Below are 21,146 nucleotides of genomic sequence, written 5' to 3'. Positions count from 1 at the left end.
AGTTATCATGAACAAAACACAACAATTCGCTGCATTCACTTGTCTGGCCCTTCTCTCATCATCAGTGATGGCGCACCCCGGGCACGAAACGGGCTCTTTCTCAGCAGGCTTAACTCACCCGGTAACCGGTTTCGATCACCTGGTTATGTTGGTTGCGTTTGGTATTTTAGTCGCATGTATACAGACGTCAGCCGTGCGTAAAGTAGGATTAGTGTTCAGTGCGCTTGCTTCACTGTTAGCTGGTCTTGCAGCTGGGCAGGTGTTTGGCGGCTTTAATGGCGTCGAGCTTGCGATAGGGGCTTCGCTGTTTGTCGTGAGCGGCGCAATCTGGCAAGCCTTCCACGCTTCAAAAGATATGCTGCGTTTGGCGCTGACTTTATGTGTTGGTTTAGTGTTTTTCCACGGCTATGCGCATGGTGTTGAAGCGCAAGGTGCAATCTCTTCGTTTGCTGGGGGTATGACTGTCAGTGCAGCGGCACTTATGGTTCTTGGCTTGCAGTTTGGTCGCGCACTTTCAAGCCCTTGGCTTTCTGTCGGTGTTGCCTCCGTTAGCGCCCTCGTTATCCTGTAAACCTTAGCCTATGTCTTATCAAAATAGGCCAAGCGATCTGGCGTTGTATCGGCTGTTTCAGTTGATAAGCCCCTCTCTCCCCATCGGAGGTTTTACTTATTCACAAGGTTTGGAGTGGGCGGTCGAGGCGCAGTGGGTATCGGATCGTGTTTCAATGCAAGATTGGCTCGATAACATGCTGATGAACAGTGTCGCGACACTCGAGCTGCCAATCCTTGAACGTTACTCCCAAGCGCTGATTAACAATAACCAACAACAGTTAGCTGCGCTGAGTGACTTGCTCTACAGCAGCAGAGAGACCAAAGAGCTGAGAGCCGAAGAGAAGCAGCGTGGGCAAGCGCTGTATACCTTACTTAAACAGCTCGATATCTATCATGACAGTTTTGATTATGCCGATAGCAAGCCAAATCAGTTGCTTGGGCTTTGCGTCGCCGCACAGCATTGGGATATAGAAATCGAGCAACTCAAACAAGGCTACTTATGGAGCTGGGCTGAAAACCTGATCATGGCAGGGGTCAAGCTCGTGCCTTTAGGTCAAACAGATGGGCAACGTGCTTTGATTCAACTCAGTGAACGGTTTCCTAAAGCGTTAGATAGAGCCGGAACGATTGAAGATTGGATGGTCGGCAGCTTTACGCCATCAATATCAATTGCCAGCAGTTTGCATGAAACTCAGTACACACGGCTATTTCGTTCTTAGTGAAGTAGCAAGCAAAGAATTAGAAGGACTTAATAATGGAAAGTTACAAACAACCTTTACGCGTAGGTATTGGCGGCCCCGTAGGATCGGGTAAAACAGCACTGCTTGAAGTGTTGTGTAAAGCGATCAGAGACAAACTCAATATCGCGGTTGTGACCAATGATATTTATACTCAAGAAGATGCCAAAATCCTCACCCGTGCTGAAGCGTTAGAGCCGGATCGTATTATCGGTGTTGAAACGGGCGGCTGTCCGCATACTGCGATTCGTGAAGATGCCTCAATGAACTTAGCGGCGGTTGAAGAGTTGGCAAAACGTCATAAAAATCTTGATGTAGTGTTTGTGGAAAGCGGTGGAGATAACCTGAGTGCCACCTTTAGCCCAGAGTTGGCGGATTTAACCATCTATGTGATTGATGTGGCTGAAGGGGAAAAGATCCCGCGTAAAGGTGGTCCAGGTATTACTCGTTCAGACTTGCTGATTATTAATAAGATCGATCTGGCACCATACGTTGGAGCGTCACTGGAAGTGATGGAGCAAGATACCCAGCGGATGCGTCCCACTAAACCTTTTGTGTTCACCAACCTAAAGGAAAGCAAAGGGCTCGATACCATCATTGATTTTATCGTCACTCAAGGTATGTTAACGATGAAAGGCTAAAAATATCGATTGGCAAAAGGCACCGAAATCGGTGCCTTTTTTGATCTTGGTGTGACCCAAGTTATTGGTTTTACCAGTTATTTATACATTGTACTGAGCGTTTTATAAATATATGTTAAGGCAATAATAAAAGGAGGAAACCTTTATGCCGATCAATGGAATTTGTCATGACTTCGCCTTCACTCGTTGTTTCCCTGTCGAGAGCAAAGACAGAACACCCAGTGCAAAAGAAAGCGTCGACCTTTGGCGTATCTTGCGCACCAAGATGGAGCTTATTCACCCAGATAATATTGATACTCTAAAACCTGGTGTGCTTACAGTAACTAACGCGACAGGGCATCCGACCCATACACCGCACTCTTACTATGTTGGAGAAGGCAACGTTTTATATAGCACCAATGACCCATTCTTTGACAAAGTAGAGAAGAGTCAAGTGGATGTGAGCACTCAACATGGAGTGGGGGCGATAACCTATTCTCTTGCAACGCTTAAGGCTGCGTTGAACAATGTTACTGATGGCCCAAATGGCGCGAGCGCAAGAATTGGTACCGATAATCGTGATTTGCAATTCTACTGGTGTTCAACGGCGGTTGCTCGTTTAGGCTGGTGGGCGCAATAATAATATCTGCCCTCAACGGTTGCTGAGGGCATTTTCCACTGTTTAGTTATCTACTAGGGCGATAGATGGCTCTTTGCCCTGTTTCTGACGTTTAAACACTGCCAGTAGTGACGTCATGGTAAGTGCCGTGATACCAGCCAGTGTCACTGGCGAGCCGAAGATGCTTTGCACTAGCTTAGGTGTCTGGCTGAGTAGATCAGGGACTAACATCACTCCAAGCCCAAAACCAAATGACAACGCAATCGTCATGATCTTCTCACGATTCAAGGTTTCGCTAGCGATGATCTTGATGCCAGCTGCCGCAACAGTGCCAAACATAACTAATGTAGCGCCGCCCAATACTGGCTTTGGAATCGTCATCAGCAACGCGCCTAAAATTGGGAATAAACCCAAAATAAACAAGATAGCAGCGATAAAATACCCTACGTGGCGACTGGCGATTCCGGTTAAGTGAATTACACCATTATTTTGACTGAAGGTGGTATTTGGAAAGGTATTGAAAGTCGCAGCGATAAGAGAGTTGACGCCATCGCCTAACACGCCCGCTTTCAAACGTTTTAAATAGCCAGAACCAGACACTTCTTGTTTGGAGAACATACAGTTTGCTGTAATGTCACCCGTCGACTCAATGGCTGTGATTAGGTATATGAACCCGATGGGAAGAAACACTTGCCAGTCAAAACTGAAACCATACTTAAATGGAACGGGTATGCTAAGCAATGGTTGACTGGATAGATCAACTGGAGCAACTTTTCCCACCAATGCTGCTGCAATCCAGCCAACGATAAGACCAACGAGGATGGACGAGAGCCGAACCCAAGTATGGCGGCTTAAGTTCATGATAACGATGGTCGCGAGTACTAAGCCGCCTAACATCAAATTCTCAAGGCTGGCAAAATCCGGTGCGTTAAAACCGCCGGCTAAATCAGTCACGCCCACTTTGATCAAATAGATTCCAATCGTCGTGATGACAATGCCAGTGACAATCGGTGTGATGACAGCTTTTAGCTTATCGATCAATTGGGAAAGGAAGATTTCGACAAATGCCCCGAGGAAACAAACGCCGAAAATAACCGCCAGAATCTCTTCTGCGCTTCCACCACGTCCTTTAACTAAAAAGCCGCCAGCCAGAATTGAACCTAGAAAAGCAAAACTCGTTCCTTGAACACAAATGAGCCCAGCGCCGATTGGCCCCACTCGCTTTGCTTGAATAAACGTACCGACCCCAGACACCATCAACGCCATACTGATCAGATAGGGAACATGCTCAGCTAAGCCTAGTGCAGAACCAATAATCAATGTTGGGGTTATGATACCGACGAAACTCGCCAGTACATGTTGGATGGCGGCCCAGGTAGCAGCTTTTGGTTCCGGTCTATCACCGAGTGCGTAGATTAAGTCGGAATCCTTTTCCATTGTGTTCTCCTTTGTATTTTTACTTGTATACAATAACTATCTCTATAATGAGCAATCTATGTGCCAAGAGATTTATTCTTTTAGAAACAACGGGGTAGGTTTTTTTATAGTGTTTCGCAAAGCTTGAACGCACTGATAAGGAACAAGCTGTAACATTATTGGTGCAGCGTTGATAGCGATCTTAAGGTTATTGGTGAAAGTGATCGCTTTAGTTAAAGGGAGTAAATAGTCTTCGATTCAATGACATACCTTTGTTGGTTTCCATCCTAATCTCGATCTTTGTCTATACTGACTTGATAGACCTAGATTACAGCGCGATTACTCAACTACCGGATGTTAGGGGCGATTATGCGAAGAGCTCTAGTTATAAGTGCGATGAGCACTTTACTGTTTTTTAGCCAATATGTGTTGGCGATATCGGCTCCAGCAGAGGAGCCTATCCTTTGGATCTCGGGCAATATAAGCCAAACGAACTCACCACAGGGCGTTGAGTTTGATGAAGCGATGCTCCTTGGTTTAGAGCAAGGGACTATTCATACCAATAATCATGTCGTCACTGAAGTGGTCGAGTACAAAGGACCAAAATTAGCTAGCTTACTCGAGTATGTGGGTGCTAAGGGTAAGCAGGTACAAGTAATCGCGTGGGATGATTATGTTGTCACTATCTCGCTAGAGGACATTAAGAAGTATGGCATTCTACTCGCAACGCATGAGGCAGGGGTTAGAATGACCATTGATGACAAAGGTCCTTTGTTTGTTGTATTGCCTTTCACCGAGCACGCTGAAATTAGAAACGACTTTTACTATAGCCTGTCAGTGTGGCAGGTGAGAGAGATTGTTGTGGAATAGAACAATGAGTTCCCGTCTTTTACCAAAGGGGCGCACCTTCATAGCCATTATTGCGAGTGTTAGCATTGTGCTGCTGATAATGGCTACCTATTTCTTCTACTCGTTAAGTGAAATTAGAAAAATATCCCCTCAACCCTATGTCACAATAGTCAATAACAATATTTCGGCAAAAGCCAAACTGTTGTTACTGAAGGCTGAAATACTCAACTTCTCGATTCAACAAGATCCTCGTTCGTTGGCGCGACTAAAAATGCAAGCGAGAGTGCATAAAGCCAGCATCCTACAAGATCTGAAAGCACAGCGGACGCGAAATATACATGCTCAGTACGGCGACTTGGATGAGTTAGCCGAATTGGAAAAGAGAATTAGTCGACTCGCGACGCAAATATCTGGTCTTACTCTCAAAAACGAAGAGGAGTTAGCGGACTCCTTGAGCGCGGTGGAAAAAACGTACTTTGATCTCAATAAGTACCTTTCTAGTTTCGTCGCTGAAGTGCAAAGGAATCAACTCGAGTTCACACAGGACAAAGAAAACCTTTATGACCGTCAGTATTTGTACATGGTAGTGATCATTGCCTGCTCCATTATTCTAGTCGGTGTGATTTCTTATATGTATCTGCACCAAATTAAACTCAGCCAAGACTTGACCGAGCGTGGAGACAAACTGGAAGAGGCAAAAAAACTCGCAGAGCAACATGCTACAGCCAAAGCTCGCTTCCTTGCCAATATGTCTCATGAAATGAGGACGCCATTAAACGCTATTATCGGTTTGAGCCATAAAGAGTACTACGAGGCTACCGATGAGCAAACGCGTAACTTTCTGTCGATGATTAATAGCTCAGGGCAACACCTACTTAAGCTTATTAACAGTGTGCTCGATCTCAGCAAAATTGAGCAAGGAAAGATGAAGCTGCAAACAGAAGCGTTCTATTGCAGTGAGTTAATTGAGCTGTCTAAAACCATTTTTGTCGATATGAGTAAAATCGATGTTGAGATCTTTTTTTCTACAGAACTGAATAAAGACTACAAGCTCATTGCAGATAAAACCAAGTTGCTGCAGTTAATCAATAACCTAAGTTACAACGCGCTTAAGTTTACTGAGCAGGGTTATGTCGATGTGCGCCTTTCATTGGAGCGCTCAGAACCGGAGAGCTTCTTAAGGCTCAAAGTGTCAGACACTGGTATTGGTATGTCACGAGAACAACTCGATAAAGTGTTTGAGGAATTTACGCAAGCCGATGACTCAATCACAAGAAAATATGGTGGCACTGGCTTAGGACTGTCTATCTGCCAGTCATTGGTTAATCTGATGAGTGGGAGGATAGAGGTTAAGAGTGAACTGAATAAAGGCACTGAGTTTAGCGTTGTAATACCAGTTCAGGTAGAGGGAGAGAAAACAATTGGTTGTGCGATGAATCTTGAAAGGCGAATAAGGGTGGTTAGCGCTGACCTACACGCCAAGGAGCTAATCAGTGACGAACTTAAGCGTTTTGATTTGTTCGATGAATCTGGCGATATCGCGGTTTACTACCATAGTGGTGAAAACAGAGTAGAGGACAATTTTCCTGAGGTTCATCTTGATGAGCAAATGAGTGTTGTGATTGCGGATTTACATGCTTCAGTCCCCCTTTCAGAAAAGCAGGTAAAGCTGACCAAACCTTATGATATTTTCAGTCTGCTTAGTGCCTTAGGCAATCATAACCGGAATCTAGATCAATCAGAGGTGTCGCTGAACCGGAGTTCTGGTTTATCTGCTTTGATCGTGGAAGATATGCGAGTGAATCAAATTGTCGCGCAGAAAATGTTGAGGACATTACAAGTTGAGACCACCACGGCAAACAATGGACAAGAGTGCCTAGATATTATTAAACAGCGCCATTTCGATATCATCTTCATGGATATTCAAATGCCAATCATGGATGGCATAGAAGCGTTAAAGAGAATCCGTCAAGATGACTTAGCGCCCGATACCGCAATTGTTGCACTGACAGCCAATACCTTCGACAAAGATGTACTGCACTACTTAGAGCTAGGGTTTAATGATGTTGTGCCTAAGCCTGTACGTATGGAATTAGTGCAGCGAATTTTGGATAAATACTCGCCCGCGACCATTTAGGTTTAACTAAGATCACTGCCCATAGTTTTTAACGATAGATGTTAGGTATGTTGATGACAGTCTCTTGGTATTTATTCTTTGCTGTAATGGAAGATATACACCCGGAAAATTGTGATTGATGTCTAATTAATCTCTTTGTTTGATAATTGATTAATCAGTTACTACTTTTTTATTAACTGTCAAAAAATTTAGGGGGCAGTTTTGAAAAAGTTAAAAGTCGTATTTTTAGTACAGGTCATTATAGCGCTGACCTTAGTGTTACTAGTATCGGCATTCATTAAGTATCAAGGTTTTAAAGACAACTTATTAGTTGAACTACAGCATTCCGTCGAGAACACGACTCAGCGGATGATGATCAGTTTGCCCAAAGCCGTGTGGGACTTTGACTTAGACTCCGCAAAAGTCTCTATTTCGGCGGAACTGAATTTACCTGAAATCTCCGCTGTACAGCTTATTGATAATGAAGGCAGTGATCTTTTGTTTCTCACACATCAACTTGCTGGTGAAGAGTATGAAACGGTTGAGGTGACGGACAAGTCGTTGTTTACCGAAGATAACAGCATGAGTGCTGCACTGACCTTTGTCGAATATGGAGAAGAAAACCCAGTAGGTAAGGTTGTTGTCTATTTTGATACCCATGCTCTCGATACTAAGCTTGCTGATTCGCTCAAAACCAACATTATCGAGCTGATTGTACTCGACATAATTCTATCGATAGTGATCGTAGTTGCACTGTCTATGACGGTGATTCGCCCCATATCTGAATTGACAGAAGTGGTTAAAGATCTCGCTTCTGGAGATGGAGATCTAACCAATAAGCTTGCGCCAGCAAAATATCGAGAATTTGCAGACATCACTGAAGGCATTAATAGTTTTACTGAGTCGCTTAGGGTGATTGTTCAAGATGTAAATCAGTCCTCTGATGCGCTTAAAGACAAAGCGCAAGCGAATGGTGCTACGGCGAAGTCCAATGCTGAAAAACTTGAAATGCAAAAACATCAGTTGACCACTGTAGCGGCAGCTGCAACAGAGTTAAATCAATCGGTCTCTACTGTTGCGGATACGGCTTCCGAAACAGCCCAACAAGCACATACGGCTACCTCACTTGCTTCAAATGTTAATGATGCAATCGAGAGCTCAGCCAACGACATCATCAACATGCGTGAAGAGATGAACCATGTAAATGCTGAGATGCACATCTTGATTGAGGAAGGAGAAAAAATCACCACGGTTCTTAATGTGATTAATGATATTTCAGAGCAAACCAATTTACTTGCTCTGAATGCTGCGATTGAGGCTGCGAGGGCGGGTGAGCAAGGGCGAGGTTTTGCCGTTGTTGCAGATGAGGTGCGAAATCTTGCTGTAAAAACCAGTGAATCGACAGAGCAAATTCAAAAAAACATTGCAGCATTAGGTGCTGCGACCAAGTCGGTTGAAGATGAACTGACTCGAATAGCGTCTTTGCTTGAGCAAACGGCCTCGAGAGTGAGTGAATCGCAAAGCTCAGTCAGTGAAGTACAAAGCTTAATAACCGTTATTTCAGATAGAAGTGGGCAAATCTCTCAGGCTACCGACGAACAACGGATGGCTGTGGAAGAAATCAGCCAAGCGATTGTGGAAGCATCAGAGGCTACCAATGATGTTTCCTCTGGCGCAACTAAGAATGCACAAAGGACTGAAGAAGTACTGGGTTTGAGTCAAAGTATTGCCAATCATATGGCTAAGTTCCGTACCTAGGATATAAACAGAGGACATGTTATGAGAAATCTCATTTTAATAGTGGTGAGTTCACTATTTTCTTTTGCTTTAAATGCAGCGGTGATTACTGCCGCACAAGATCCATGGGCGCCGTTTGTTCAGAAAGACAAAGCGAATCCCGGTGTATCCGTTGAGATTATTACTGAAGCTTTTAAATCGCAGGGGCATACCGTTGATTTCAAAATTATGCCTTGGACACGCGCACTCAATGAAGTGAAAGGTGGTAGGGTTGATGTGTTAGTCGCGACTTGGTTTACCAATGAACGTACCTCTTTCTTGAAGTACAGTGAGCCATACTTAGAAAACTCGCTCAAGTTTATTATGCGCAAAGGGGAAGGGTTCGAATACAACGGACTTGATAGCTTGTCGGGTAAAACAGTGGGTATTATCCGTAACTACGGCTATGGTGATGAATTTTTAGCGGCCAATAACTTTAAAAAGCCAGAGGCGAATGACTTGGTCGCTAATGCTAAGAAGCTGATGGCAAAAAGGATAGACCTGACTTTAGAAGATGAGCTTGTGGCGAAGTCTACCTTGTCTGGAGCTGGAATGAATTTGGCCGATTTTGAGTTCACTAACAATGCGTTGTCAGTTAACCCGTTGCATGTTACCGCAGGGCTAGCAAATCCTAACCATGCTGAGTACATTGAAGCGTTTAATAAAGGGCTGGCCGAAATTAAGGCCAATGGTACCTTTGACAAGATATTAGCCAAATACGGAATTAAGTAGAGGTGCTAGGCTGATAATTTAAAACGCTCCCATCAAATCGGGAGCGTTTTTATATTACGTGTTGGGAACTTAGCTAGCGAACTTTTTTCCATCTATCTTACCTTTAGCATCATACGCTTTCTCGCCGTAGATAAAGGTCTCGCACACGGTTCTATCATCACCTAAGCTCATTAGAACAAACAACTTCTCTTCAAGGGTTGTCGCTTGATTCATGCGGAAACGCATTAATTGAGTTGCATGTAGGTCGAGTACGACAAAGTCGGCTTCTTTACCCACTTCAAGGTTGCCTATCTTGTCCTCCAAATGGAGTGAACGAGCACCACCTAATGTTGCAAGGAAGAGAGACTTAAGGGGATGCAGCTTCTCTTGTTGAAGCTGCATTATCTTATACGCTTCACTCATGGTCTGAAGAATCGAGAAGCTGGTTCCGGCTCCGACATCCGTGCCCATCCCGACTCTCACGCCATGCTCTTCTAGCTTTGGTAGTTTAAACAGGCCCGAACCTAAGAAAAGGTTAGATGTAGGGCAAAAAGCGATGGCTGATTCCGTGTCGGCTAGGCGCTGGCACTCACAATCAGACAGGTGGATACCATGAGCGAATACCGAGCGTTTATGTAGCAAACCATAGTGGTCATAGACATCGAGATAAGAATCTCGTTCAGGGAATAGGTCCAGTACCCATTCGATCTCTTTCTTGTTCTCTGAAAGATGAGTGTGCATATACACATCGGGGTACTCTTCAAGCAGCTTACCCACTGTGGCTAACTGTTCAGGTGTGCTAGTGGGAGCAAATCGAGGAGTAACAGCGTAAAGCAGTCGCCCGCGATTGTGCCATCTTTCAATCAGTTCTTTTGATGCTTCATATCCAGATTCGGGCGTATCGGTTAGGTAGTCAGGCGCGTTTCTATCCATCAATACCTTGCCTGCAATCATGCGTAGGTTACGACGTTCTGCTTCACCAAAAAATACGTCTACTGACTCTTTATGTACCGTACCAAATACGAGGGCTGTAGTAGTCCCGTTGCTTGCCAGTTCATCAAAAAACAACTTAGCGACCTTGAGTGCGTAAATTGGATTCTTAAAACGGCGCTCTTCTGGGAAAGTGTAGTTTTCTAGCCAGTCGAGCAGTTGTTCACCGTATGAAGCGATCATACCCGTTTGCGGGTAGTGAATATGGGTATCGATAAACCCAGAGGTAATCAGCTTGTCTTCGTACTCGGTTATATTGAGATCTTTGGGTTGGCGGGCGAGCACTTCCTCGGTTTCACCAATATCCACAATATGCCCGTCTTCGACAACGATGATACCGTCATCAAAGAATTGATATGAATTGTCCAGTCCGACATCTTTCGGATCCGCGATACTGTGCAAAATTGCTGCACGATAAGCGTTGCGTTGCGTTGTCATTTTTACTTCCTTTTTAAACCCAAATTAAACGGCTGATTGGGTTAGGCGATTTTCTCTTCCAGTGGCGAATCGCTCATATGGTTACTTTTACTGTGTGCCGTAGGGCGTTTTTCTTCAAGTGGAATGCCCTGATAGTGTGCGATTAGTTCACCTGCAACTGATACCGCGATTTCTGCTGGATGCTTGCCATTCACCATGCTGACGCCAATGGGGCAAATCATAGTGTTGATCTGTGCATCACTGTACCCACGCTGGGCTAAGCGCATATCAAACTTCTTGCGTTTAGTCAGGGAGCCAATCATGCCGAAATAGACGCTGTCATCTCGGTCAATAATGGCTCTAGCGAGATCAAAATCGAGTTGATGATTGTGAGTCATGACTAAGTAGTAACTGTTTGGTGGCAAGTCTCGTACTTCTGCGACCGGATCATCGGTCACTAACTTAGTCACATTACGTGGCAGTTCTTCAGGGAAAACATCATCACGCTCATCAATCCAGGTAACTCGGAAGGGAAGAGTCGAGACGATATGTAAAAGGGCTTTGGCAACATGACCTGCTCCAAACACAACCAGATGCTTTTGCGCGGTGCCAATAGGTTCAAAGCTTAGTGTTGCCATTCCGCCACAACACTGGCCTAGACGGGCACCTAAATTAAAGCGTTCTACTTTGAGTGAGCGTTCACCAGCGATCAGCATCTCACGAGCCATTTTGGTCGCGACATGCTCAAGGTGACCGCCACCTATAGTGGCAATCAACCTGTCACGGGTGACCAGCATTTTGGTGCCTGCATCCCTTGGCACAGAGCCACGGTCTTCCAATACAGTCACCATCACGCACGGTTCGCTGTTTTTCTCTAGTTGTGCCAGTTCATGAATCCAATTGTCCTTAAACATACGTCTCTCCTTGAACTATTTATCTTGTCGTCAGTCTATGGAATGACGCGTACTAGGCTTGTTCAGCTTTCTCAGATGCCGTTTGTGGCTGACTCACTTTCGCAATCGCCATCAAGACACGTTCTGGTGTTGCTGGTGTATCCAACTTAGGAATCGCTCCCTCGACGGCGACAGAAGCAATTGCATCTTTCAATGCACTCCAGACCGACATACCCAACATGAACGGCGGCTCACCGACGGCTTTTGAATTAAATACCGTATCTTCTGGGTTTGCTCGGTTCTCCAGTAAGTGGGTATGGAACTCAATTGGCATATCTGCGATCGCTGGGATCTTGTAGCTTGCAGGACCATTGGTCATTAAGCGGCCTTGCTCATTCCAGATTAACTCTTCGGTGGTTAACCAACCGACACCTTGCAGGAAGCCACCTTCAATCTGACCGATATCAATGGCAGGGTTTAGCGAAGCACCTACATCATGCAGAATGTCTGCACGTAGGATCTTGTACTCACCGGTTAAGGTATCAACGATTACTTCCGAGCAAGAGGCACCGTAAGCAAAGTAGTAGAACGGGCGACCGCGAGCTTTTTCATGATCGTAGTAGATCTTCGGCGTACGGTAGAAGCCTGTGCTCGATAGCGATACTTGGTTGAAGTAGGCCAATTGAACAAAAGATTCGAAGGTCATGATTTCATCACGAATCATGATCATGCCATTTTTGAACACTACTTCTTCAGGCGAGACCTTAAAGTGGCTAGAAGCAAAATCAATCAAGCGTTGCTTAATGGTTAGTGCGGCATTTTGCGCGGCCTTACCATTGAGGTCGGCGCCCGATGAGGCTGCTGTTGGCGATGTGTTCGGTACTTTGTCGGTATTGGTGGCGGTGATTTGGATACGTTCAACATCAACTTGGAACTCCTGTGCAACAATTTGTGCCACTTTGATATTCAAGCCTTGTCCCATCTCTGTACCACCGTGATTCAAATGAATACTGCCATCGGTGTAGATGTGAATGAGCGCGCCAGCCTGATTGAGGAAAGTCGCCGTGAATGAAATACCAAATTTCACTGGAGTGATCGCTAAGCCTTTTTTCAAGATAGGGCTCTGCTTGTTGAACTCGGCAATTGCTTTGCGGCGAGCGTGGTAGTCACTGCTTTGTTCTAGCTGCTCTGTGATCTCTGGTAAGAAGTTGTCTTCAACCTTTTGGTAGTAGTGAGTGACGTCACGTCCTTCACCACCGTAGTAGTTGGCTTTGCGTACTTCGAGCGGATCTTTGCCTAAGTAGCGGGCAATTTCATCCATGATGTGTTCAATGGTCATCATTCCTTGCGGGCCACCAAAACCACGATAGGCCGTATTTGAGGCAGTATTGGTTTTACAGCGATGACCTGTGACCGTTGCATCACCTAGGTAGTAGGCGTTGTCTGAGTGAAACATAGCGCGGTCAACAATCGAGCTCGATAGATCTGGTGAGTAACCACAGTTACCTGCAACGATGATCTCTGAACCTTGAATGACGCCATTATCATCAAAACCAATTTTATATTGGTTGTAGAATGGGTGACGCTTGCCCGTCATGGTCATATCTTCTGCACGTGGTAGGCGCATCTTAGTCGGGCGCTTGGTGAGATGGGCAATCACAGCCGCCATACATGCTGGCGCTGCTGCTTGGGTTTCTTTGCCACCAAAACCACCACCCATACGGCGCATGTCGATCACGACTTTGTGCATAGGTACGCCAAGAACTTCAGCAACTAGCTTTTGTACTTCAGTTGGGTTTTGCGTTGAGGTGTATACGATCATACCGCCATCTTCGGTCGGCATAACACTACTAACCTGAGTTTCAAGGTAGAAATGCTCTTGACCGCCAATCTCTAAATCACCTTCAATGATGTGCTTAGCATTGGCAAGTGCTGCTGCCGAATCGCCACGTTTTTGCTGGTGGCTTTCAGTCACAAATAGCTCTTTTTCTAGCGCTTCTTTGACATCCAGAATAGGTGGCAGTGCTTCATACTCAACAATGGCGGCTTGCGCGGCTTTACGTGCAGTCTCCATGTCGTTTGCTGCAACTGCGAGTACGGGTTGCCCATAATATTGAACTAGCCCATCTGCAAGCAGCGGATCACCGGGTAGTATGGCGCCGATATCAAGTTGCCCAGGTACGTCTTCATGGGTAATAGCAATCGCTACGCCTTCGAATTCATAACATGGAGAGACATCAAGCTTGGTAATTTTCGCATGAGCGTGGGTACTAAAACGCGCATACACATGCAGTTGATTTGGGAATTCAAGACGGTCATCGATATAGACCGCTTCACCCGTGACCTGCTTTGGGGCGCTGTCGTGTTTTACGCTTTTACCAACGCCAGTTTTGAGATCCTGCTTTACGATGGCGACCATCTCTTCATGAGATAGGGTCTGATGGTGTGCGTTAGACATAAGACGTTACCCTCGTTTCAATCTGGTTGTTCTGATGGTTCTGCTCGATAAAGAAACGGCGCAGCATGTTAGCGGCAGTCATAGAGCGATACTCTTTGCTGGCGCGGAAGTCAGATAGCGGCTCAAAGTCGCTGTATATCTCTTTCATTGCTTTATCGATAGTCTCTTGCGTCCAGCTCTGGCCAATTAAGGCAGCTTCACAGTTCGAAGCGCGTTTTGGTGTTGCTGCCATTCCACCAAAGGCAATGCGAGCGTCGACTACTTTGTTGTCTTCGATCTGGATATTAAACGCCCCACATACAGCTGAGATATCGTCATCTAAGCGTTTAGAAAGTTTGTATGCACGGAAAGTGTCGTTGCTCTTCGGTTTAGGAATAATGACTTGTTCAATGAACTCGCTTTCTTGCTGAGCTGTCACCTTGTAGCTGATGAAGTAATCTTCAATCGGCAGGATTCTTGATTGCTTACCGCGGCGCAGTTTAACCTGAGCGTTGAGGGCGATAAGAAGTGGTGGCGCGTCTCCGATCGGTGAAGCGTTACCAATATTGCCGCCAAGCGTACCTTGGTTGCGTACTTGCAGTGAGGCGAAGCGATGTAGCAGTTCGCCGAAATCAGAGTAGTGGCTGGTCAGCAGTTGGTATGCATCGCTAATCGCCACGTTTGCACCAATGTGTAGAGCGTCTTCGCTCTCTTCGCAAACCTTCATGTCTTCAACAAGGTTGACGTTGATTAGAGTTTCGATTTCTCGGTGGAACTGGGTTACTTCTAGCGCTAAGTCGGTACCGCCGGCAACCAGTTTCGCCTTAGGATTTGCAGTGTAAATTTCTGCTAGCTCATCGACGCTACGCGGAAGGTACGCGGTCAAGTTTCCATGACTTAAGCTAGCTGGCTGTTCTTGCAAGGTTTGCAGTCTCGCGACAGTTTTCTTCTCAAGCTCAACAAACTGATCCATTAGTGGCTCGTTTGAAACCAACGACAAGGCTGCGTCTACGATAGGGCGATAACCCGTACAGCGACATAGATTGCCAGCCAGTGATTCCATGACATCTTCTTTGTTCGCTGCTGGTTTGTTCTTACTTAGAGCGAACATGGACATGATAAAGCCCGGAGTACAGTAACCACATTGAGAACCATGAAAGTCGACCATGGCTTGCTGTGTTGGGTGCAGTTTGTTTTTGTTCTGCAAGTCTTCGACGGTAATAAGCTGCTTACCATGAAGGCTAGAGACGAACGTCAAACAAGAGTTAACAGAGCGGTACTGAAGTTTTCCTTCGATGACTTCACCCAGTACAACGGTACAGGCACCACAGTCACCTGAACCACATCCTTCTTTGGTACCCGTTTTTTGTACATGTGTTCTCAGGTACTGAAGCACTGTCATGTTAGGCGACAGCTCACTTTCTTGTTTGAGTTCTTGATTGAGTAGGAAAGTAATCAAGAGACCTCCTTGTGCATTGACACTATTGTTCTGATGTTTTTTCTGACCTTGTGGTCAATAATTGGATAAATTGACCATAAGGTCAACTTTATTTTTACAAAAATGCAACACGAAAAGGCGCGTTCTAGGCGCTTATCAACAGAGGTGTTTTTGGTAAGCTAATGATTATATGGATAAAGTTATCTAATCTTTGAGTGAAAAATCTTTACGTAAAGAAAATTAATATTGTATTTTTTGTTGTGTACAATCTTCGGGATGCGGGATGCGGGATGCGGGATGTAGGCACTGTCATCCTGAAGAACGAGGGACGAGTGAGTTGAGGCTCTCTTGCAGCGAGTATTGAGGGAGAGAAATTCCCAACACCTTATTAAGTTAGCGTTGGGAATTTGGCTTTTTCTCGTAGCGCAGCGGTCTCGCATCCAAAAGCGAAGCGTTCCCGCATCGTGCTACCTTATCAACGCCCTTTAATCAAATCAGAGAACACAACGTGCAGATCGTTGGATGCGGCACCGCTGTCTAAATTGAGCTTGGAACGGATATGGTCGATATGTACTCGCATTAGTTCGACGGCCTGCTCGGTTTTACCGGCTTCAATGGCATCAAGTAACACCGTATGCTCATCTAAAGAACAGTTAGCATGGTTACCTGTTTCGTACTGGGCGATAAGCAGTGACGTTTGAGAAACTAAGCTACGTTGGAAGGCAAGTAGCGGAGCGTTGTTTGCTATCTCAGCCAGCTTAATATGGAACTCACCCGATAAACGTAGCCCTTTACCATAATCACCATTGTCGAAAGCTTCATTTTCCTTCTCAACCAATCGACGACACTCGTCAATCTCAGAGGGTGTTGCGTGCTCAACGGCTAACTCAGTAATCGCCAGCTCCATAACTTCACGCGCTTTAATGATCTGTTTAGCCTCTTCCTTAGTTGGTGCAGCGACCATAGCCCCACGGTTTGGACGAATACTGACAACCTGCTCCATAGACAGTCTAAGCAGAGCGCGGCGAATGATGGTTCGGCTGACACTAAAGATTTCGGCTAGGGCTTCTTCATTGAGTTTCGTAGCTGGTGGAAGGCGCTGTTCCAGAATTGCATCGAAAATGTGGCAGTAAACGACATCATCTTGGGTCTGACCCGCGACTTTAGTCTTGATATTTTTTGCCACAGAATTTTTTAGATTTGCCATAGGCGGCGTTCACTCTTAAACCATTTATTTCCTTTATAAAACAATCATACTTTACTTTGTATACATGTGGCTAGAGCAGGGCTGAATTTGCGACTTTGAACGCACTGTTCAAAGCCGCTGTTTTCAACATTTGGTTAACAACGGAATTTGCGTAGATTGTTGTGAAGATCGACAGCATTTTGAGCGATGGCTTCACTAGCAACTGCAGACTGCTTAGTGTCTTCGGCGGTCTCATCTGCTAGCGTTTTGATGCTTATAAGATTGTTGTCTAAGTCTTGCGTAACAGTTGATTGCTGTTCGGCTGCCGCTGCGATCTGCAGGTTTAGGTCAGCAATTTGGTTTACAGACTCAGCTGCAAGCGAGAAAGTATTGGCAGATTCACTACTTTTAGATAGACATAGCTCAGCTGTGTCGGTGCCTTTCTTCATACTCGTGACTGCGTTTTTGGCTTCTGACTGCAATCTTTCCACTAACTGTTGAATATCAATAGTAGCTTCCTGAGTTCTTTTAGCCAGAGATCTCACTTCGTCTGCGACTACAGCGAAACCACGTCCAGTTTCACCAGCTCGTGCGGCCTCAATAGCAGCGTTTAGTGCGAGCAAGTTTGTTTGTTCAGCAATGCCTTGAATTGAGTCCAAGACTTGACCAATGTTGTTGGTTTCTGAAACCAAGTTTTCAATGACACCTGATGAGCTTGTAACTTCGTTCGCCAGTTCTTGAATAACTTCTTGTGTAGCGAGTGCTTCTCTATGTCCTTCTAAGACGTTTTTCTTAACTTGGTCGGTGACTGATGAAGCATTAGCTGTACTGTTTGCAACTTCTTGGGTCGTCATATTCATCTGGTTAATAGCAGTGGCGACCTGTTCAATATCAATCCGCTGTTTTTCTACGTTTTGTAATGTTCTTTGCAAAGAGCTAGAAGTCAGGCTCGAAGAACTTTGCAACTCCTCTGCCTTAGAGTTGATTTGCGACATCATGGAGCTCAGGACACCTAAGAATTTGTTAAAGGATCTTGCCACTGTGCTCGTCTCATCGTTGGCACTGGTCTCAAGTTTTACAGTGAGGTCTCCATCTCCGCTAGCCACTTGATCTAACCTTTCAATTAGGTTCAATATGGGGGAACGAATAGAGCGAGTCACTAAAAGTGGCAGGATAATACCGACCACCAAAGATATAGCGGCTATGATAGTCATCCATTTTATGGCTTCTTTCTCATCTTGCTCGGCCTGTAATGCGCTTTTCAGCGTAAAGTTCTGAACCCTATCCAGTATCGCGATTAAAGCTTTGTCCAGTTCATCTTCATGTGCCTCGACCTTATGCGAGATTTTTAACATCTTCTCGATATCACCGTTGAGTCCATACCCCATGACTTGGTCGACTTCGCCCGTCAAAGTACTGTAGGACGCCTCTACTTTTTTTAGGTCTGCGAGCAGTTGAGCAAATTCCTGTTTGGCTGTTTCTGAGTGAAGTAAAGGGATCGCATGTTCTATGAATGACTCAACTTCGATGATCTCTTCTTGTATCTGTACCGTCAGGTCATGCACTTTATCTTTGGCCTTTTCAAATGTTTGTTTGCTTTCCATTCCTTGCTCTACACGAATGGCTTTGACTAGGGCTCGTTCGAATAGAATTGCTTGTTCAAGTTGATGTTCAGTAACAACGGTGAGCTTTTTGGTCAGCGGTATATCCTCTTCCGCTATGTCGATAAGTTCGTTACCAATTTTGTTCATTTGATAGAGTGCGAACCCTCCTAAGATAGCCATAGCAAGCAGCTGGCAGAAGCCTAATAAATACACCTTTTGAGCAATCGTTAGTTTAGACAGCATGCGGAAATTCCTTATTTATTGTCTGACGCAATATTGATTTACATTTTTATAACCATCAAAGCAAAGGATGTGCCACAGGAAGGTGCTGAATAAATAGGGAATTAACCCTTAAATACCGTCTTCTTACGCTTTAGTTGTATATCTAGTTTGCATATTGCAACTTTTTTGCAACATGCAAAATTACTTCAAATAAATACTGGAATTCAAACAGAACAAAAACCGATTTATAAGTGTGTGGTTTCTTAAAATTGAGACGATATTTTATTGTGTCAGATATCGGGATTTTTGAGGTGTTAACTGAGTTTTTACTCCATATCTTTGGCGGGAGGATATACTGCAAAGTATGAAAGCGAGAAATAAACTTTTGGCGTAAGTCACTGACTAGTTGTTGACACTTTTGCGTTAACAAATAAGCACATATTTCTATCACTAGCTCTAAATCCTTGCTTTTTAACTACCATTTATTGCTCGCCTTTATTTGTTGCTCGTTATTGATTCATTTGCGTAAATTTTAGTTAGCGTTCTGTATAAATTATCTGTTTAGGAAACTTGCGCGTTTTTGACGCGATCTTCCATGTTTAATGCGCGATTTATCGCTAAATACTTCCTATCTAGCTGTTGGGAAGAAGGAATTTCTACAAATGACAGGAAAAAATAATGAACCAACAACGTCAATTAAGCTGGATGATCGCCGCGATCTTGGGCACGTCTATGAGCTGGTCTGTGACTGCGGCAGAAATGGTACAAGTCAGTGATGATGCATTATTCCAACAAACTCTTCAGGCTCAGTCGAACAGCGTGGCTCCAGTGGAGACAGGTTTCGTTGAAGTGAAGCGTGTCGTATTGCCAAACGGTAAAACCAAAGTCCGTTACCAACAAACACACCTAGGTCTGCCTGTATTCGATACTTCGGTTGTCGCCACAGTGTCAAAAGATCAGCCTAGCCAAGTGTTTGGTACCATGGCTCAGGGAATTGGCGCCGATCTAGCAACGACAAGTCCGACGCTGGATGAAAAGCAGGCCGTCTCTGCAGCAATTGCAGCCTATCAAGGTAAGTCTATTGCTAAACCTAACGTTGAAAATGAAAACGCTAAACTCATGGTCCGCTTAGATGAGTCGCAGACGGCACAAGTGGTATACATGGTAGATTTCTTTGTCGCAGAGGAAGAACCAGCGCGCCCGTTCTACTTCATTGATGCGATGACAGGTAAAGTGCTTCAGCATTGGGATGGCTTAAACCATGCAGAAGCTACCGGTACAGGCCCTGGAGGAAACTTAAAGACCAATCGTTATGATTACGGCAAAGACTTCCCAGCGTTTGCGATCGACAAAACTGGCACCAAGTGTAAGTTAGAAAATGCTGCGGTAAAAACCATCGACTTAAATCATGGCACTTCCGGTACTCAGGCCTATACGTACGACTGTACTGATGGGACTAACTTTACCGATCACAAATACATCAATGGTGCTTATTCACCACTTAATGATGCTCATTACTTCGGTAACGTCGTGTTTGATATGTATAAAGAGTGGATGAACACCGCCCCTCTTACTTTCCAATTAACAATGCGTGTGCATTATAGCTCTAACTATGAAAACGCATTCTGGAATGGATCGTCAATGACGTTCGGTGATGGTCAAAATACCTTTTATCCGCTAGTGGACATTAACGTCAGCGCACATGAGGTGAGTCACGGATTTACAGAGCAAAACTCAGGGCTCGTCTACCAAAACATGTCTGGCGGTATTAACGAGGCATTCTCTGATATTGCAGGTGAGGCTGCGGAGTACTACATGCGTGGCAATGTAGACTGGATTGTGGGTGCAGATATCTTTAAATCAGAGGGTGGCCTACGCTACTTTGATCAGCCTTCAAAAGATGGTCGTTCAATTGATCATGCATCTCAATACTATGATGGTTTAAATGTTCACTACTCCAGTGGTGTTTTCAACCGCGCGTTCTATTTGTTGTCGAATAAGACTGGATGGAATGTCCGTAAGGGGTTCGAAGTCTTTACAGTGGCTAACCAACTTTACTGGACAGCAAACAGTACTTTTGACCAAGGTGCGTGTGGTGTAGCGAAAGCTGCCTCAGATATGGGATACAGCGTCGATGATGTTAAAGCGGCATTTACCACTGTTGGTGTTGATGCGAGCTGTGGCGCAACGCCTCCTGGCGGCAACGTTCTCGAGAAAGGTAAGCCTCTCACTAACCTTAGTGGCAGCCGCTCTGCTCAAGACTTTTACACCTTTACCGTAGATTCAGCATCAAATGTAGTTGTGTCTATTTCTGGAGGTTCAGGTGATGCTGATTTGTACGTAAAAGCAGGCAGCAAACCAACGACGAGTAGCTATGATTGTCGTCCATACCGAAACGGCAATAGCGAGCAATGTAGTGTATCAGCACAAAAAGGTGTGACTTATCATGTGATGCTGCGAGGTTATACAAACTACTCTGGCGTGACTCTAAGACTCGATTAAGCTTACGATCTTAGACATATGACTTAGGGCATCTTCGGGTGCCCTTTTTAGTCTGGTGCTA

General features: G+C 45.0%; 16 protein-coding genes. 9 read left to right on the top strand and 7 right to left on the bottom strand.

Annotation, left to right across the window (positions count from 1 at the left end):
• Positions 1–7: 7 nt before the first annotated feature.
• The 4 genes from AC6R16_RS14335 to AC6R16_RS14320 all read left to right on the top strand — a co-directional run bounded on the left by AC6R16_RS14335 (position 8) and on the right by AC6R16_RS14320 (position 2,549).
• The gene (locus AC6R16_RS14335; RefSeq protein ID WP_500674818.1) at positions 8–571 is read left to right on the top strand and encodes a HupE/UreJ family protein; all 564 of its coding nucleotides are present in this window, start codon (positions 8–10) and stop codon (positions 569–571) included.
• A 10-nt stretch (positions 572–581) separates the two neighbouring features.
• The gene (locus tag AC6R16_RS14330; protein ID WP_500674817.1) at positions 582–1,271 is read left to right on the top strand and encodes an urease accessory protein UreF; all 690 of its coding nucleotides are present in this window, start codon (positions 582–584) and stop codon (positions 1,269–1,271) included.
• A 35-nt stretch (positions 1,272–1,306) separates the two neighbouring features.
• Entirely contained in the window at positions 1,307–1,930 is a 624-nt protein-coding gene (gene ureG / locus AC6R16_RS14325) for an urease accessory protein UreG (RefSeq protein WP_008079192.1), read from the top strand.
• Between the two features lie 145 nt (positions 1,931–2,075).
• A complete protein-coding gene (locus tag AC6R16_RS14320; protein ID WP_500639751.1) occupies positions 2,076–2,549 on the top strand; it encodes a hypothetical protein in 474 nt (157 codons plus the stop codon).
• A gap of 42 nt (positions 2,550–2,591) precedes the next feature.
• Here the strand turns inward: AC6R16_RS14320 and AC6R16_RS14315 are convergent, their stop codons facing one another.
• Complete coding sequence (locus AC6R16_RS14315) at positions 2,592–3,965, bottom strand: nucleobase:cation symporter-2 family protein (protein WP_500674816.1); 1,374 nt, start codon at positions 3,963–3,965, stop codon at positions 2,592–2,594.
• Positions 3,966–4,313: 348 nt separating this feature from the next.
• On the opposite strand from AC6R16_RS14315, the gene AC6R16_RS14310 reads away from it, so the two are divergent.
• The 4 genes from AC6R16_RS14310 (at position 4,314) to AC6R16_RS14295 (ending at position 9,417) form a co-directional block, all read left to right on the top strand.
• Complete coding sequence (locus tag AC6R16_RS14310; protein ID WP_500639749.1) at positions 4,314–4,814, top strand: putative pterin-binding protein; 501 nt, start codon at positions 4,314–4,316, stop codon at positions 4,812–4,814.
• A gap of 4 nt (positions 4,815–4,818) precedes the next feature.
• Positions 4,819–6,930, top strand: a complete 2,112-nt coding sequence (locus AC6R16_RS14305) for an ATP-binding protein (RefSeq protein WP_500674815.1) — start codon at positions 4,819–4,821, stop codon at positions 6,928–6,930.
• Between the two features lie 201 nt (positions 6,931–7,131).
• Positions 7,132–8,667 carry a methyl-accepting chemotaxis protein gene (locus AC6R16_RS14300; protein WP_004749591.1) on the top strand — a complete coding sequence of 512 codons (1,536 nt, stop codon included), beginning with the start codon at positions 7,132–7,134 and terminating at the stop codon, positions 8,665–8,667.
• Between the two features lie 21 nt (positions 8,668–8,688).
• Entirely contained in the window at positions 8,689–9,417 is a 729-nt protein-coding gene (locus tag AC6R16_RS14295) for a transporter substrate-binding domain-containing protein (protein ID WP_004743677.1), read from the top strand.
• Between the two features lie 69 nt (positions 9,418–9,486).
• On the opposite strand, the gene guaD is transcribed toward AC6R16_RS14295, so the two are convergent.
• The 6 genes from guaD to AC6R16_RS14265 form a co-directional block, all read right to left on the bottom strand.
• On the bottom strand, positions 9,487–10,824 hold the full coding sequence (gene guaD / locus AC6R16_RS14290; RefSeq protein WP_239856006.1) for a guanine deaminase: 1,338 nt from the start codon (positions 10,822–10,824) through the stop codon (positions 9,487–9,489).
• A 41-nt stretch (positions 10,825–10,865) separates the two neighbouring features.
• Entirely contained in the window at positions 10,866–11,717 is an 852-nt protein-coding gene (xdhC, locus tag AC6R16_RS14285) for a xanthine dehydrogenase accessory protein XdhC (protein WP_171320540.1), read from the bottom strand.
• A gap of 52 nt (positions 11,718–11,769) precedes the next feature.
• Positions 11,770–14,154, bottom strand: a complete 2,385-nt coding sequence (gene xdhB / locus AC6R16_RS14280; protein ID WP_500674814.1) for a xanthine dehydrogenase molybdopterin binding subunit — start codon at positions 14,152–14,154, stop codon at positions 11,770–11,772.
• Positions 14,147–15,592, bottom strand: coding sequence for a xanthine dehydrogenase small subunit (xdhA, locus tag AC6R16_RS14275; RefSeq protein ID WP_371717284.1), 1,446 nt, complete (start codon positions 15,590–15,592; stop codon positions 14,147–14,149). Before xdhA ends, xdhB begins: the two co-directional genes overlap by 8 nt.
• A 454-nt stretch (positions 15,593–16,046) precedes the next feature.
• Positions 16,047–16,778, bottom strand: a complete 732-nt coding sequence (locus AC6R16_RS14270) for a GntR family transcriptional regulator (protein ID WP_500674813.1) — start codon at positions 16,776–16,778, stop codon at positions 16,047–16,049.
• A gap of 134 nt (positions 16,779–16,912) precedes the next feature.
• On the bottom strand, positions 16,913–18,604 hold the full coding sequence (locus tag AC6R16_RS14265; protein ID WP_500674812.1) for a methyl-accepting chemotaxis protein: 1,692 nt from the start codon (positions 18,602–18,604) through the stop codon (positions 16,913–16,915).
• Positions 18,605–19,261: 657 nt separating this feature from the next.
• Here AC6R16_RS14265 and AC6R16_RS14260 point away from each other — a divergent pair.
• The gene (locus AC6R16_RS14260) at positions 19,262–21,085 is read left to right on the top strand and encodes a M4 family metallopeptidase (RefSeq protein ID WP_500674811.1); all 1,824 of its coding nucleotides are present in this window, start codon (positions 19,262–19,264) and stop codon (positions 21,083–21,085) included.
• The last annotated feature ends 61 nt before the right edge of the window (positions 21,086–21,146 follow it).

Source organism: Vibrio sp. R10-SG3-ISO10 (genome assembly GCF_059834185.1).
Note: the sequence above shows the minus strand (reverse complement) of the source record. Positions and strands in the feature narration are given on the sequence as shown.